The organism is Pseudoalteromonas sp. MMG005 (genome assembly GCF_018101015.1).
In the GTDB taxonomy this organism is placed as follows: domain Bacteria; phylum Pseudomonadota; class Gammaproteobacteria; order Enterobacterales; family Alteromonadaceae; genus Pseudoalteromonas; species Pseudoalteromonas aurantia.
Genome location: NZ_JAGJEK010000009.1, coordinates 101,666 through 117,247 on the forward strand (window position 1 = coordinate 101,666; position 15,582 = coordinate 117,247).

Below are 15,582 nucleotides of genomic sequence, written 5' to 3' on the forward strand. Positions count from 1 at the left end.
ATTTTAGTCTTTCTCTTGAATTTCGTCACGGGCGCAGTCAAAATACTTGCTGGTTTGAAAGACCTCAAACACAATACAGGTAAATAACTTGTGTAACCCAATGCTTATTCGTAAAAGCGTTGTTAGGCACATTTAATTATTATTAATTTTTTATACATGTGATGCATCGTAGGTGTCACCACTGTAAATAGGACATATCATGCCAATTATTACGCTTCCTGACGGCAGTCAGCGTACTTTTGAAAATCCAGTTTCTACTTTAGACGTAGCTCAAGATATCGGCCCTGGCCTTGCTAAAGCCACTATTGCTGGCAGAGTGAATGGCACGCGCGTTGACGCGTGTGACATTATTTCTGAAGACGCAAGCTTAGAAATAATAACAGCCAAAGATGATGATGGATTAGAAATTATTCGTCACTCATGCGCTCACTTAATTGGTCATGCAATTAAGCAATTATTCCCAGATGTGAAAATGGCCATCGGTCCCACGATTGACAATGGTTTTTACTATGACGTTGATCTGGATCATTCATTAACGCAAGAAGACTTGGATGCAATAGAAAAGCGCATGTTAGCGCTTGCAAAAACGAATTACGATGTTATTAAGAAAACGGTTTCTTGGCAAGAAGCGCGTGATGCGTTTGAAGCGCGTGGTGAAAATTATAAGATTGAGATCTTAGACGAAAACATCGATAAAGATGATAAGCCCGGCCTATATCACCATGATGAATATGTTGACATGTGTCGTGGCCCTCACGTTCCAAATATGAAGTTCTGTCAACACTTTAAAATAATGAAAGTAGCGGGTGCATATTGGCGTGGTAACTCTGAAAATAAAATGCTGCAACGTATTTACGGCACAGCTTGGGCAGATAAAAAGCAACTTAAAGCATACTTAAAACGCCTAGAAGAAGCTGAAAAGCGTGATCATCGTAAAATTGGCAAAGCACTTGATCTGTGGCATTGGCAAGAAGAAGCGCCAGGCATGGTGTTTTGGCATAATGATGGTTGGAGCATCTACCGTGAGCTAGAAGAGTTTGTTCGTGAAAAGCTACGCGAATATAGCTACGAAGAAGTCAAAGGTCCAATGATGATGGACCGTGGTTTATGGGAAAAATCAGGTCATTGGGATAAATATTCCGATGCGATGTTCACAACTGAGTCAGAAAAACGTGAATATGCTATTAAGCCGATGAACTGCCCAGGCCATGTACAGATATTTAACCAAGGCCTTAAGTCATACCGCGATTTACCGTTACGTATGGCCGAGTTCGGTTGTTGTCATAGAAATGAGCCCTCTGGTGCATTGCATGGTTTAATGCGTGTACGCGGTTTCACACAAGATGATGCGCATGTATTCTGTACAGAAGACCAAGTGATGGATGAAGTGTCACAATGTATTAAGATGGTTTACGATACATACGAAACATTTGGCTTTGAAAAAATAGTTGTTAAGTTATCAACGCGGCCTGAAAAGCGTATTGGTGAGGATGATATTTGGGACAAAGCAGAACAAGCTCTGGCTGAAGCATTGAAAGTCAATAATATTGAATTTGAATATTTACCAGGTGAAGGTGCTTTCTATGGTCCAAAAATTGAATTTACCTTATATGATTGTTTAGAGCGAGCGTGGCAGTGTGGTACAGTGCAACTAGATTTTGCATTACCAGGTCGATTAGGCGCAACGTATGTTGCTGAAAACAACGAACGTAAAACGCCAGTTATGATCCACCGTGCAATTTTGGGGTCTATTGAGCGTTTCATTGGCATTTTAACCGAAGAGTATGCTGGTCTATTCCCAACTTGGTTAGCACCAAAGCAAGTGGTAATTATGAATATTACCGATAAACAAGCTGATTATGTGCACGAAATTGTACAAAAATTAAATAAACTTGGAATTAGAGCCTGTGCTGACTTGAGAAATGAGAAAATAGGCTTTAAAATTCGGGAGCATACTTTAAAACGTATACCATATCTGCTTGTTGTTGGAGATAAAGAAGTAGAACAACAAGAAGTAGCTGTGAGAACGCGCAAAGGTGAAGATCTTGGCAAGTTCTCGGTTGATGATTTTGTTGCCCATATTAGTGCAGAAATTAAAGACCGTAAGTAAATAAAACCTGTGTGTAGTAGTAACATATTAACTACACACAATATATTTTGATATTCTTGGAGGAACGTACCATTAGAGGCGGAAAAAAAGGGCAAACTACAGCTCAAAAAAATCGTATCAATGAAGAAATAACAGCGAAAGAAGTTCGATTATCTGGTGTAGAAGGCCAGGAACCGAAGATCATGTCGTTAAGAGAAGCTCAGGCGATTGCTGATGAATTAGGTGTGGATTTAGTTGAAATAAGTCCAAATGCTGAACCCCCTGTCTGTAAAGTGATGGATTACGGTAAGTTCATTTTTGAAAAAGCAAAATTACAAAAAGAACAGAAAAAAAAGCAGAAGCAGATCCAAATTAAAGAGATCAAGTTCCGTCCAGGTACTGATGAAGGTGATTACCAAGTTAAGTTACGCAACCTAAGAAAATTCTTAGAAGCGGGCGATAAAGCTAAAATCACTATTCGCTTCCGTGGCCGTGAAATGGCACACCAAGAAATCGGCATCGACTTATTGAACCGTGTTAAAGGCGATTTAGAAGATTTAGCAATTGTTGAGTCTTTCCCAAATCGTGTTGAAGGTCGTCAAATGATAATGATGATGGCCCCTATTGCTAAAAAGTAATAGGTGCGGTAAAATGCGCGCGAATTTAATACAGGTTTAAAGTGCCTTTGGTCACCTGTATTGACCGGTCTTAAAGAAAGGGGCGACCCTTCACCGGAATATGGTTGTAAGTTAGGCCTTCCAAGTGATGGCAACATCCGCCTACTTATATTTGTTTAGGCAATACTATTGGAGTTATTGCAATGGCTTATAAGCTAAAATCACATAGAGGCGCTGCGAAGCGTTTCAAGAAAACTGCTTCAGGCGGTTTTAAGCGCAAGCAGTCGCATCTTCGTCACATTCTGACTAAGAAATCATCTAAGCGTAAGCTACACCTACGTGCTAAGTCTATGGTTCATAAAAATGACCTTGGTCTTATCAACCGTATGTTACCATTCGCTTAATAGAGGATATCAGAAATGGCAAGAGTTAAACGCGGCGTTGTCGCACGTGCACGTCACAAGAAAGTATTAAAACAAGCTAAAGGTTACTATGGAGCACGTTCACGTGTTTACCGCGTAGCGTTCCAAGCAATCACTAAAGCTGGTCAATATGCATACCGTGACCGTAGAGCTAAGAAACGTACATTCCGTCAACTATGGATTGCACGTATCAACGCAGCTTCACGTCAAAACGGCCTATCTTACAGCCGTTTCATCAATGGCCTTAAAAAGTCATCGATTGAAATCGATCGTAAGATCCTAGCTGATATCGCAGTATACGATCAAGTAGCTTTCGCAGCACTAGTTGCAAAAGCAAAAGAAAGTCTTGCTGCTTAATAAGTTTCGTACTTATTATGTGAAAAAGGAGCCTTGAGCTCCTTTTTTTGATCCATTCATTCTGTTTGTTTATCGCATTAAATTCGATGGGAAAAAGTAGTTGTAAATGACTGCTTATTTATTTTTAAGTAACACTTTATCTAGCATATTTGTACTAAGTAGCCGTTTTATGTAGCCCATGAAGTACGTTGGGAAAGTGACATAATAGCGAGGTTTGGCTTTTTTGGCTGTAAACGCGTGTATTAACTTGTTGTAAACAGCATCGGGACCAAGCGTAAATAATTGTGGCGCTGAGTTTGATTTTAAACGGTCGAGCTGTTTTTGATAACTAGTAGCGTGTGCACTGTTATCAATGTCAATATTTGTCATAAAGGCATGTAAAGCATTTTCTCTAAATTTAGACGTTATTGGTCCAGGCTCAATTAAGCTCACTTGAATATTTGTTTGTGCTAACTCCATTCTTAACGTGTCCGCCAGTCCTTCAAGTGCAAATTTACTGGCATTGTAAGCGCCTCTGTAGGGCAGTGCGACTAAACCTAATACTGAAGAGTTATAAATTATTCTCCCTTGTCCACGTATTCGCATATGTTTGATGGCTAAATTTGTCAGTGTGTGCCATGAGAAAAAGTTCACTTCAAATTGCGCCCTTAGTGCGTCGGTTGGTAAGTCTTCTATAGCGCCGGGTTGCCCATAGGCGCCATTATTAAATAACGCATCTAGTTCATTGTTACATAGCTCAAGTGCGCGTTTAAAACCTAATTGAACACTGTTTTCATCGCAAAGGTCCAATAAAATGGCGGTGAGTCCTAGGGCTGTGAGTGCATCAACGTCTACTTGCTTTTTACAAGCTGCAATAACATTAAACCCTTCATCATGTAATCTCTTGGCACAGTAGTATCCAATACCGGATGAACAGCCGGTAATTAAAATTGATTTCATATTAAACCGTCTTTATTTTAGCTAAAAATGCCTAAAAAATGTGAGCAGCATGTTATTAGCTGCATATTTTTGTTGAATCACCGCACATTGTAAGCTGTTAATTAAAATATTGATATAATTGCGCTATTCAGGCAACTATTTAGAGAGCGCATCATGATTGCCAGTATTATTATGTTATCCGCAGCAATGAATTTGGATGCACATTTACCACCTTTAGAGGCTTGGCAGGGACAAAGCCTGCAGCTAATTCAACAAAAAGGGCCGCTAACAACTGATTTTGAACTTAGTGGTGGGGTAACGTCTCCAGACTACCAGTTGACGATGGCATTTGTGGACCGTTTAGTTGCTGCCAACCCAACGCAGTTTAAGGCAATTAGTATTGGTCAAAGTCAGGCCGGTCGAGATATTAAAATGCTGGTCGCATCAGAGCACGGTAAATTTAGTGCGACAGAAATCAGCACTAGCGCTAAACCCACGTTACTTATTCAAGCTGGCATTCACGCTGGTGAAATTGACGGGAAAGATGCTGGGTTTATGCTGTTACGCGATATTGCTACTGGTAAACGCTTAGATATATTAGAAAAAGTTAATATTTTATTTGTTCCCATCTTAAATGTGGATGGACATGAGCGACGAAGCCCATTTAATCGCATAAATCAGCGAGGTCCAATTGATATGGGCTTTCGAACTAATGGTAATAATTTAAATCTTAATCGTGATTACACGAAATTAGATACACCAGAAGTGCGCGCTGTATTACAAGTGATTAAAGCGTTTGACCCGGATCTATATATTGACGTTCATGTGACGGATGGCGCTGACTATCAATATGATGTGACGTATGGGTATAACCCACAATTTGCAAGTGAATCCCCTCTTGTTGCAAAAGTATTGGATACGCACTTTAAACCACAAATAGACGCCGCGCTAACTCAAGCAGGCCATATTGCAGGCCCTTTGGTGTTTGTTATGGACAAGCGAGATTTTAAACAAGGGTTGGCTGGTTGGGTAGCAACACCTCGCTTTTCAAATGGCTGGGGTGATTTGGCTAGTGTACCAACTATTCTTGTTGAAAATCATTCATTAAAACCTTACAAACAAAGGGTTTTGGGAACATATGTGTTTTTTGATGGTGTCGTGGATGCGTTGGCAAAGGGTCAAAGTGCATTAGAAAAAGCCATTGACATAGAGCATGCAACGAGGCCAAAAGAAATAGTAGTACGACGTAGTTACGCTAAACAGCCTGATCACATACCGTTTAGAGGTATTGCATATAAGCAATTTGATAGTGCACTATCTGGTCAAGTGGAAGTGAAATATTTAGGTCAACCTAAATTTTATGATGCGCTACCAATATATTGGCAGAAAACAGTGGAGAAGAAGGTAAAAGTGCCTGCTGCATTTTATATTCCCCCTGCATACCCGAATATTGTAGAGAAACTACGGATTCATGGTATTTCCGTGGAAATTGTCACCACGGCTGAAAGTAAAGAGGGACTTAAACAAGCGAAAATTACTCAATATGAGTTCGCTAAATTGCCTTTTGAGGGACGCTTTAGAGTAACGGCTGAATTCGATTTGAACGAAGTTGAGAAAATGCCTTTAACAGGATGGTACCGCATATCTACAGATCAGGCTAAGTCTGAGTTAGTGACGCATTTATTACACCCTGAAGCAACTGATTCATTCTTTCAGTGGGGGGAGTTTAATACCATATTTCAACGTACTGAGTATGTTGAAAATTATGCACTGGAACCTTACGCTCGTTCTATGTTAAAAAGTAATCCAGCGATGGCACTTGAGTTTGATAAAAAAATCCGAGAAGATGAATTATTCGCCAATGATGCTAAAAAAAGGTTATCGTGGTTATATGAAAAAACGCCATTTTACGATCAGGCGTACTTAAAATATCCAGTATTAATTGAACTAGGAGAGTAAGGTGCACGTTTTAACTGTCCCAGTAACCTCGTTTATGCAAAATACTCGGTTCATAACGTGCCAAAGCACAGGAAAAAGCGCGGTGATAGATCCGGGTGGAGATGTAGATAAACTGCAATCTGTTATTGCGCAGAATAAGCTAGATGTAGAGGCTATACTGTTAACTCATGGTCATTTGGACCATGTTGGTGCTGCAGATCTTTTGAAAGCCGTGCTCAAAGTAGATATTATCGGCCCACATCAAGATGAAACATTTTGGTTTGAGGCCATTCCAATGCAGGCTCAAATGTTTGGTTTCAAACCTAAGCAGGCATTTTTACCAGATCGCTGGCTAACGGCAGGTGATGTAGTTAAGGTGGGTAAACTCGAGCTTGAGGTACGCTTTTGCCCAGGTCATACACCGGGGCATGTTGTCTTTTATGAGAAATCGTCAAAGACAGTAATTGTTGGAGATGTACTATTGAAAGGGGCTATAGGCAGAACCGATTTTCCAAAGGGAAATACGAAGCAACTCAAAGAGTCTATTCGGAAAGAATTATTTTCTCTTCCAGATGAAACTATCGTGATGTCAGGACATGGCGAAAACACAACGATAGGGTACGAGAAACAGAATAACCCATTTATGAGTGGCCGTTTTGGCTAAGGAAATGCAGACAAGTATTCATTCTGTATGTATAATTTATCTAATTTACTTAAATTTAAGAAAAATGTATGTCTTTAAATCAAGTTGATCGCCAAATATTGGCATTGTTACAGCAAGATGCAAGTTTATCTACTGCTGAAGTTGCCGACAAAGTCGGGTTGTCTCAATCGCCGTGTTGGCGTCGAATCGCTAAACTAGAGCAAGACGGGTATATAAAAGGGAAGGTCGCGCTACTCGACGAGAAGCAACTTGGTTTTGATATGCTAGTGTATGCACATGTTCGTTTATCTAATCATGGTAGAAATAATTTATCAGAGTTTGAACGACTAATTATGAGTTATGATGAAGTGACTGAATGCTATACAATGGCAGGTACAATGGACTTTATGCTCCGCATCATTTCGAGAGGAATAGAAGGGTATGAACAGTTTGTTAGAGATAATTTACTCAATTTAGAGTATGTGCAAGAAGTCCATTCTAACGTTACCATGACGTGCGTAAAGCGTACGACGGCACTTCCACTATAAGCCTGACAATATGTACATGATATTGTAATATCAATGTACTGACTATGTACTATAGTCATACTTCACCATTTGTTAAAAGCGCTGGATTTTGATAGAATCCAGCGCTTTTCTGTTCGTTGTAAATCAAGAGGATATGAATGTTTAATTTAATCGGCAAGGCACCAAGCTCTGCTAAAAATGACATACTGTCTGGTTTGACTGTTGCGCTTGCATTGGTCCCAGAAGCTGTTGCTTTCGCATTTGTAGCGCAAGTTGACCCATTAGTAGGCTTATATGCTGCGTTTATTGTCGGTTTAATTACGTCAATATTTGGCGGTCGTCCAGGTATGATTTCAGGTGCTACAGGTGCACTAGCGGTTGTAATGGTCAGTTTAGTGGTAGAGCACGGGGTTGAATATTTATTTGCCACAGTGTTATTGATGGGGGTTTTACAAGTCCTTGCTGGGGTATTTAAACTAGGTAAATTTATCAGGATGGTACCGCACCCCGTGATGCTTGGGTTTGTAAATGGTTTAGCAATCGTCATCTTTTTGGCACAATTAGGTCAATTTAAAGTCATGGATGCTGAAGGTCAATTACAATGGATGCAAGGTTCCCCATTACTAATAATGGCTGGATTAGTCGCTTTGACTATGGCTATTATTCAGTTCTTACCTAAATTAACGACTGCTATTCCTTCTTCTCTTGCGGCAATTCTCGTCGTTACTGGATTAGTTATTGGGTTAGACCTTGAAGCTAGAACAGTACTTGATTACCTAAAAGATATGTCGGGAGATATGAATGCAACTATTGCAGGCGGTTTCCCTGAGTTCCATATCCCAATGGTGCCTTTTAATTTTGAAACATTTAAAATTATTTTCCCATATGCACTTATTTTAGCTGCAATTGGTTTAATTGAATCATTACTTACATTGACTCTTATTGATGAAATTACTGACACGCGGGGTAATAGCAACCGTGAATGTATTGGCCAGGGGGCTGCTAATATGACATGTGGCGTGTTTGGTGCAATGGGAGGCTGTGCAATGATAGGCCAATCTATGATTAACATTAACTCGGGCGGTCGTAGTCGATTGTCGGGTATTACAGCTGCCTTGTTATTGCTTGGGTTTATTTTATTTGCAGCAAGTCTAATTGAAATGATCCCATTAGCTGCGCTAGTAGGTGTTATGTTTATGGTTGTACTCGGTACTTTTGAATGGTCTAGTTTTAGATTAATGAAACGTATACCAAAAACAGACGCATTTGTGATCGTACTTGTCTCTGGTGTGACAGTTGTAACTGACTTGGCAATTGCAGTGTGTGTCGGTGTTATTGTATCTGCATTAGTGTTTGCTTGGGAACATGCAAAGCACATATACACAAGCAATTATATTGATGAGCAAGGTTCTAAAGTATATGAATTGCATGGCCCATTATTTTTTGGCTCTGTTAAGAACTTTAGTGAGCTGTTTGATGTGCTGAATGACCCCGCAGATGTTATTGTAGAGTTTAAACACAGTCGTGTTTCTGATCACAGCGCTATAGAGGCAATTGATAATTTAGCCGAAAAATATACTAAAGCAGGGAAAAAGCTGCATTTGAGACATTTGAGTCAAGATTGTAAAGACTTGTTAAACAAAGCAAATGATTTAGTAGAAGTAAACGTAATTGAAGACCCTAAATATAAGGTAGCGTCTGATAAACTAGCGTAATTATTAGCATTTTCTAAAAAGGCACTTTTATAGTGCCTTTTTTTATTTGCGTCGAGCCGTAAAAATTCTGAGACTATCGGTAGTGATTAAAAGGTTATCACTGATATATAATCAAATTATTATGATAGGAGTTAAATACACTGTTGAAATGGCAAGCATTAGTCGATAATCGACAACGTTTTTTTTGGGTTCTTCAAATTGCTGGCTGGTTAGGTTACGCGCTAGTTAACTATATAGGGTCCAAAGTATTTGAGATGAGAGATATTTATGTCTTCGTGATCGTACTCAATGCTTATGCAGGGTGTCTTTTAACTGTGCCTATAAGGTATCTTTACCGCAGAATTTGGAACGCTCCTCCACTTATTCTTATTTTAGTGGTATTTAGTGCGTCCTATTTTACGGGGACTCTATGGGCTGTCATCCAAAAGTTTAATTTGTGGGAAATTTATCGTCATGGCTACCGTCCCACTGAGTGGTTTTACTACTTTCAGCAAGGGCTCGACTCGGTTTACATTGTACTATGTTGGAGTGGCCTATATTTTGGCGTTAAATATTATCAATTATTACAAAGTGAACGACAAAAAGCATTAAAAGCGAACACAATGGCCCATGAGGCCCAGTTAAAAATGTTACGCTATCAATTGAATCCACATTTTTTGTTTAATACGCTCAATGCTATCTCTACGTTGATTTTGGTAGAAGAAAATAAAGATGCAAACCAGATGGTAGCAAGATTATCAGACTTCTTACGGTATACCTTAAACACTGACCCTATAAAAAAGGTACCGCTAGAGCAGGAACTCCATGCGCTGATGCTTTACTTAGAAATAGAGAAAGTGCGGTTTGACGAACGACTCAGTATTGATGTTGATGTAAGTTCTGAGGCTAAACAAGCATTAGTACCAAGTTTAATACTACAACCAATCATAGAAAACTCGATAAAATATGCGATAGCACACCTCGTGGAAGGTGGTAAGTTAGAGATAAAAGCTCAGGTTTTTGCAAATGAACTATTGTTAGAAGTGGGAGACAATGGCCCTGGTGCAGAATTAAAAAACGGACAATTACAAAACGCACAAGGTGTTGGGATTGCCAATACGATTGATAGGCTAAAAACACTTTATGAGAATAACTACTCATTTGTGTTATCGCATAACGAACCGAATGGCTTGAAAGTAAACATTCGAGTTCCTTTTGAAAAGGCTAAGAAGTAATGAGCAAAATAAGAACGTTGATTGTTGATGATGAACCGCTGGCGCGTAAAGGGCTTGCTGTGCGCTTGAAGTCGTTTCCAGAATTAGAGATAGTTGAGTTATGTAATGGTGGTGAACAAGCAATCGCTCAATGCCAAGAGAATGATATAGATTTAGTTTTTCTAGATATCCAAATGCCAGGAATGAATGGATTTGAGGTTGCTCGAACTTTAAGTGAAAGTGTTAAGCCTCTACCTGCAATTGTATTTGTTACTGCATTCGATCAATATGCTGTGCAAGCATTTGAGATCCATGCTTTGGATTACATTTTAAAACCCGTTGATGACAACAGACTAAGACAGGCGGTGGAAAAAGTGCAAAGTTATTTGAAGACACAACAAGACAACGTACACAAGAAAAAGCTAGCGAGCTTTGTGGCGGGAATAACAGGTAATAATTGTGAAGAGATCCTAAAAAAATTAGCAACAGGGGATACCTTAGTTGATAAAAAATATCCAGAGTCGATTGCTGTAAAAGAGCAAGGTGAAATTGTTCGGGTATCAACAGCGAGTATCCAATGGGTAGATGCAGCAGGAGATTACATGTGTTTGCATTGTAGCGATGGTCAAACCCACATATTGCGTAAAACCATGAAAGAACTGGAGCAAGAGCTAGATCCTGCATTGTTTGTCCGAGTTCACCGTTCTGCAATTGTAAATACCAAACAAATTAGTAAGTTAGTTACACAAAGTAGTGGTGAATATTTACTGGTTTTAGATAATGGGCAAGAGCTGAAAGTAAGTCGTAGTTATAGAGATAAAGTAAAAGCAGCGTTGGCTAGTTAAGATAAGGTAGCCTCATTGGAAGCTACCTTAGAAAACTATTTATACGGTGACAATTTTCATTGTGTTGGTTGCACCGACAGTTTCCATTGCATCACCATGCGTTAGTATTACTGTATCGCCTTTTTCAAGTGAGCCAGCTTCAAGCAATGTAGCGAGTGCGTCGCGAACCATTGATTGGTCTGAACAGGTGGTCGAATCAAAGTAGACAGGATAAACACCGCGATAGAGCGCCGTTTGCCCGAGTGTAGTTGCGTGGCGAGATAATGAATATATAGGTAAACCAGAACTAATACGAGACATGAGTTTCGCCGTTTTGCCAGACTCAGTAAGCGCCACGATAGCTTTAACGCTATCCAAATGGTTTGCGGCGTACATAGCTGACAGTGCGAGTGTTTCTGACGTGTCAGAAAACATACTATCTAAACGATGTTTTGATACATGAATTTCGGGTTGTGATTCTGCTCCTAAGCAAACTCGAGCCATAGTTGCGACGGTTTCTTCAGGATAATCACCAGCAGCTGTTTCCGCTGATAGCATCACCGCGTCAGTGCCGTCAAGTACAGCATTTGCTACGTCCATCACTTCAGCACGTGTTGGCATAGGGTTATCGATCATTGATTCCATCATTTGCGTCGCAGTGACAACCGTACGATTTAACGAGCGAGCACGGCTAATGATGAGTTTTTGTTTGCCAACTAATGCAGCGTCACCAATTTCAACGCCTAAATCTCCACGGGCAACCATCACTGCATCAGATGCAAGTACAATATCATCAATATCAGCTTGTGTAGCAACAGCTTCTGCACGCTCTATTTTTGCCAGAAGTTGTGCATTTGAACCTGCTTTTTCAGCCAAAGAGCGAACATAGCGCATATCATCGCCACTGCGTGGGAATGAGACCGCTATATAGTCAACCCCAATTTCTGCTGCTGTTATCAAATCTTCCTTATCTTTGTCAGTAAAAGCCGGTGCTGTCAATCCACCACCTAAACGGTTGATACCTTTGTTATTTGATAGCACGCCACCAACTGTAACGGTAGTATGCACTAGAACGCCATCAATTGAGTCAACGGTAAGTTGAATGAGGCCATCATTAAGTAACAATAGATCACCAGGTTTGACATCTTGAGGAAGTTCTTTGTAATCAATACCAACTGCATCCACAGTACCTTGACCTAACTCCATCTGCGCATCAAGTGTAAATTTAGCACCAACCGCAAGTGTTACTTTACCTTCTTTAAATGTTGAAACTCGGATTTTAGGGCCTTGTAGATCAGCTAAAATAGCAACATGATTTCCAAGTTCTTTGGCAATTTTACGAACGGCTTCAGCTCTATCTTTATGATCTTGTGCTACACCGTGGGAGAAGTTTAATCTAACAACGTTAGCACCCGCTCGGATAATTTTTTCTAGGTTGTTATCACGGTCTGTTGCCGGTCCAAGGGTTGCTACAATTTTTGTGCGTCTAAGCATCAGGATCTCCTGTCGACCTACTATTTATAGGGTTGTTTAAATTCGTACCTATCGATAATACATGATTTGCCTTGCTACTGAACAAAACAATGTATTCATCACATGATAAAGATCGTGTGTATAAAGATTTGCTCTATAAACTCTTTTTTACACTTCAATTAAATTATATGATCTGTATTACATCATTATGACACCGGTGTCAGTATTGGTCAATCTCTGATATTCGGACAATATGAGTTTACATCTGTTGTTTTGTTAGTCGAGATAAGAAAAATCACAGGATTCGAAATTACTCATTTAAAAACTAGTGATGGTATTTGTACAAAGAAGCGACTACAACAGTCATATAATGAAAAAAAAGCAGATTAGCAAGGACATTTAACCTGACTTTGCTATTAATGCGTGGTCATGCGCTGGCTTCTTACTAAAGCTAGGGTATAATGCGGCGCGAAGTAATAAATTACTCACAATTTTGTAGTTACCGAGGAGGAAACTAAATGCAAGTTGCATTAGTTGGTTTAGGCGTGATGGGTAAAAACCTAGCATTGAATCTAATTGAGAAGGGGTTAACGCTAGTTGCCTATGATAGAAACCCAGACGCAGGTGCTGAGTTAATTAGCTGCGCCCAATCTATGGGCATGGCTGAGCGCTTACACATAGTTTCAGATCTCGGTGATATGGTCAGACGACTAGAAACACCTCGTTCAATTTTACTACTGGTCCCAGCTGGTGAATTAGTTGATCGAGTGTGTGGTGATTTGATTGAAGCGGGTGTGGCAAAAGAAGATATTATTGTCGATTGTGGTAACAGTAATTATAAAGATGGTATTACCCGTAAGTTGAAGTATCAAAATAAATTTGAGTTTGCGACGATGGGGATATCAGGTGGTGCTGAAGGTGCACGTCATGGCCCTGCTATGATGGCGAGTGGCTCGGAAGGTGGCTGGGAGCGCGTAGAACCTTGGTTTGAAAAGGTTGCTGCAAGTTATAACGGCGAATCTTGTTTCGCACGTGTTGGACAATCTGCAAGCGGCCATTTTGTTAAAATGGTACATAATGGCATTGAGTATGCGTTGATGCAGTTAATTGCAGAAATGTATCAATTGTTGCGCCATGGCACAGGCCGTTCACCTAAGGAAGTGGCTGAAGTATTTGAGTCTTGGTCTGAAGGGACACTTAATAGTTATTTATTGTCAATTTCCAGTCATATTTTACAGTTAGAAACAGATCGAAACGAAGCATTAGTTGATTTGATCGATAACAAGGTGGGTGCGAAAGGTACCGGTCTTTGGACTGCACAAAATGCACTAGAGCTGGGGATTGCAGTACCATCATTGGTTGCAGCTGTTCAAGCGCGCCATTTGACTAATACAATCGATACTCATGCAGCAAAAGAAATGACTTATGCAGCAAAAGGTACGATTAATATTGACGTTGATCTTGAGGAGCTTAAGCAAGCATTTTATTTAGCAAGCCTACTCTGTTATCGCCAAGGTTTAGCACTGATAAAAGGCGCATCTCGTGCTCATCAATGGAAAGTTGATTTAGCAAAGACATTACAGACTTGGCGCGCTGGTTGTATTATTCGCGCTGATTATCTAGATGATGTGGCGCAAGGTGTTGAGTTCATTGATGGCTTAGATTTAGAGGTGGCGGCGTTACGTAAGGTGACAGGCTTAGCAGTATCAAGCGGCTTAGCGTTTCCTGTATTATCATCGACACAAACCTACATTGCGACATTAAGCACACCCAGTAATGGTCACTTAGTACAATCGCAACGAGATTATTTTGGTGAACATGGCATTAAAACTCACGATGGTGAAATTTGCCACTTGACAGACTTAGTGAATATAGCGGCTAAAGTTCGCTAAGATACTTGCTTAGTTTAAAATGATAAACCGGTTTTATAGACCGGTTTTTTTATATCTCCAATCTGCAAGTTAATGTCAGATAAAACCGTGATAACACAATATGCGTTTTTTGAATAGTAGGTAATTTTACCGGTTAAAACTGTCACTCACAAAGTTAATTCTTGAACTAATAAAACTCAAATTGCCGATAGTCGATATATTGCTCTTACTAATGTATGACTGTGCTCGTGTAACAATAGATGCTATTGAGCATACATTTTGCGTTACTGCTGCCAACACTATTTTGTCAGTTATAGCATTCATTAGATAAGGGAAGGAGAGCCGTTTTTTATAGCAAGCTCTCGGGCGAAGCAACTGCAACTTACCCGAGCTAAAAGCGTCCATTGTAACAACGCACAACCAGCAAAGTGAGCGGGTTAACGGGCAAACGGATCTGGGTTTATTTTATCTACGTACCATTTTCCTTTTTTACGTAGCAGTTTCACGCTTCGCATATCATCTACTTGCTCACCTCTGAGCGTACCTGTAAAGACCATATTTATATTAGCTGTCTCACCGTATTGTTCTCGCAAACTCTGATTTGTCATGTCCAATTCTATGGTAACTTGATCAAACTGCATATTAACGAGATTTCGCGTGAACTGTTTTGCAGTTCCATATGAGCGCATGACACGAGCAAGACGTGGTGTTGCATTCTTGGCTGCTCTTTCTAAATTATTATGATTGTACAAAGCATCAAAAAAAGCGGTGGCGGTGTAGCCCGGAGAGCTTGATTCACCCGTTCCTTTATTATCTTTTCCACAACCTGATAAGAAAACCAAGGCACAAGTTAAAATTATCGTTAAATACTTCATGGTGGTGTCTAACTAAATCTATTTATATGTCAGTTTGTCTTTAAAACATGGATATGTAAAGAGCGATACGGTGTATGAGTAGATAAATTCTGTTAGATCGGTATTTTGTATTAGTTAAAG

The 15,582-nt window shown here is 39.9% G+C and carries 14 protein-coding genes; 11 read left to right on the plus strand and 3 right to left on the minus strand.

Annotated elements, in window-relative coordinates; translation table 11 throughout:
- Nucleotides 1-199 precede the first annotated feature (199 nt).
- The 4 genes from thrS to rplT all read left to right on the plus strand — a co-directional run bounded on the left by thrS (nucleotide 200) and on the right by rplT (nucleotide 3,485).
- Nucleotides 200-2,110: a threonine--tRNA ligase gene (gene thrS / locus J8M01_RS08815; protein ID WP_192507260.1), complete on the plus strand. Its 1,911-nt coding sequence runs from the start codon at nucleotides 200-202 to the stop codon at nucleotides 2,108-2,110.
- A 56-nt stretch (nucleotides 2,111-2,166) separates the two neighbouring features.
- Entirely contained in the window at nucleotides 2,167-2,727 is a 561-nt protein-coding gene (infC, locus tag J8M01_RS08820; RefSeq protein WP_084622626.1) for a translation initiation factor IF-3, read from the plus strand.
- A 182-nt stretch (nucleotides 2,728-2,909) separates the two neighbouring features.
- Entirely contained in the window at nucleotides 2,910-3,110 is a 201-nt protein-coding gene (gene rpmI / locus J8M01_RS08825) for a 50S ribosomal protein L35 (protein WP_010363888.1), read from the plus strand.
- A 15-nt stretch (nucleotides 3,111-3,125) separates the two neighbouring features.
- On the plus strand, nucleotides 3,126-3,485 hold the full coding sequence (gene rplT, locus J8M01_RS08830) for a 50S ribosomal protein L20 (protein ID WP_192507261.1): 360 nt from the start codon (nucleotides 3,126-3,128) through the stop codon (nucleotides 3,483-3,485).
- 114 nt (nucleotides 3,486-3,599) lie between these two features.
- Here the strand turns inward: rplT and J8M01_RS08835 are convergent, their stop codons facing one another.
- Nucleotides 3,600-4,424, minus strand: coding sequence for an SDR family oxidoreductase (locus J8M01_RS08835; protein WP_211057740.1), 825 nt, complete (start codon nucleotides 4,422-4,424; stop codon nucleotides 3,600-3,602).
- A gap of 153 nt (nucleotides 4,425-4,577) precedes the next feature.
- Between J8M01_RS08835 and J8M01_RS08840 the strand changes: the two genes are divergently transcribed.
- The 6 genes from J8M01_RS08840 (at nucleotide 4,578) to J8M01_RS08865 (ending at nucleotide 11,264) form a co-directional block, all read left to right on the plus strand.
- The gene (locus J8M01_RS08840; RefSeq protein ID WP_211057741.1) at nucleotides 4,578-6,362 is read left to right on the plus strand and encodes a M14 family metallopeptidase; all 1,785 of its coding nucleotides are present in this window, start codon (nucleotides 4,578-4,580) and stop codon (nucleotides 6,360-6,362) included.
- Between the two features lies 1 nt (nucleotide 6,363).
- Nucleotides 6,364-7,005 (plus strand): MBL fold metallo-hydrolase, encoded by a 642-nt coding sequence (locus J8M01_RS08845; protein WP_211057742.1) that lies wholly within the window; start codon nucleotides 6,364-6,366, stop codon nucleotides 7,003-7,005.
- 68 nt (nucleotides 7,006-7,073) lie between these two features.
- Nucleotides 7,074-7,532, plus strand: a complete 459-nt coding sequence (locus tag J8M01_RS08850; RefSeq protein WP_192507265.1) for an Lrp/AsnC family transcriptional regulator — start codon at nucleotides 7,074-7,076, stop codon at nucleotides 7,530-7,532.
- A 137-nt stretch (nucleotides 7,533-7,669) separates the two neighbouring features.
- Nucleotides 7,670-9,226, plus strand: coding sequence for a SulP family inorganic anion transporter (locus J8M01_RS08855; RefSeq protein ID WP_192507266.1), 1,557 nt, complete (start codon nucleotides 7,670-7,672; stop codon nucleotides 9,224-9,226).
- Between the two features lie 143 nt (nucleotides 9,227-9,369).
- Complete coding sequence (locus J8M01_RS08860) at nucleotides 9,370-10,440, plus strand: histidine kinase (protein ID WP_192507267.1); 1,071 nt, start codon at nucleotides 9,370-9,372, stop codon at nucleotides 10,438-10,440.
- Nucleotides 10,440-11,264: a LytTR family DNA-binding domain-containing protein gene (locus J8M01_RS08865; RefSeq protein ID WP_192507268.1), complete on the plus strand. Its 825-nt coding sequence runs from the start codon at nucleotides 10,440-10,442 to the stop codon at nucleotides 11,262-11,264. Before J8M01_RS08860 ends, J8M01_RS08865 begins: the two co-directional genes overlap by 1 nt.
- A gap of 39 nt (nucleotides 11,265-11,303) precedes the next feature.
- Here J8M01_RS08865 and pyk read toward each other — a convergent pair whose 3' ends face one another.
- A complete protein-coding gene (pyk, locus tag J8M01_RS08870; RefSeq protein WP_192507269.1) occupies nucleotides 11,304-12,737 on the minus strand; it encodes a pyruvate kinase in 1,434 nt (477 codons plus the stop codon).
- Nucleotides 12,738-13,234: 497 nt separating this feature from the next.
- On the opposite strand from pyk, the gene gndA reads away from it, so the two are divergent.
- On the plus strand, nucleotides 13,235-14,608 hold the full coding sequence (gene gndA, locus J8M01_RS08875) for an NADP-dependent phosphogluconate dehydrogenase (RefSeq protein ID WP_211057743.1): 1,374 nt from the start codon (nucleotides 13,235-13,237) through the stop codon (nucleotides 14,606-14,608).
- Nucleotides 14,609-15,024: 416 nt separating this feature from the next.
- On the opposite strand, the gene J8M01_RS08880 is transcribed toward gndA, so the two are convergent.
- On the minus strand, nucleotides 15,025-15,462 hold the full coding sequence (locus tag J8M01_RS08880) for a hypothetical protein (protein WP_192507271.1): 438 nt from the start codon (nucleotides 15,460-15,462) through the stop codon (nucleotides 15,025-15,027).
- Between the last annotated feature and the right edge of the window lie 120 nt (nucleotides 15,463-15,582).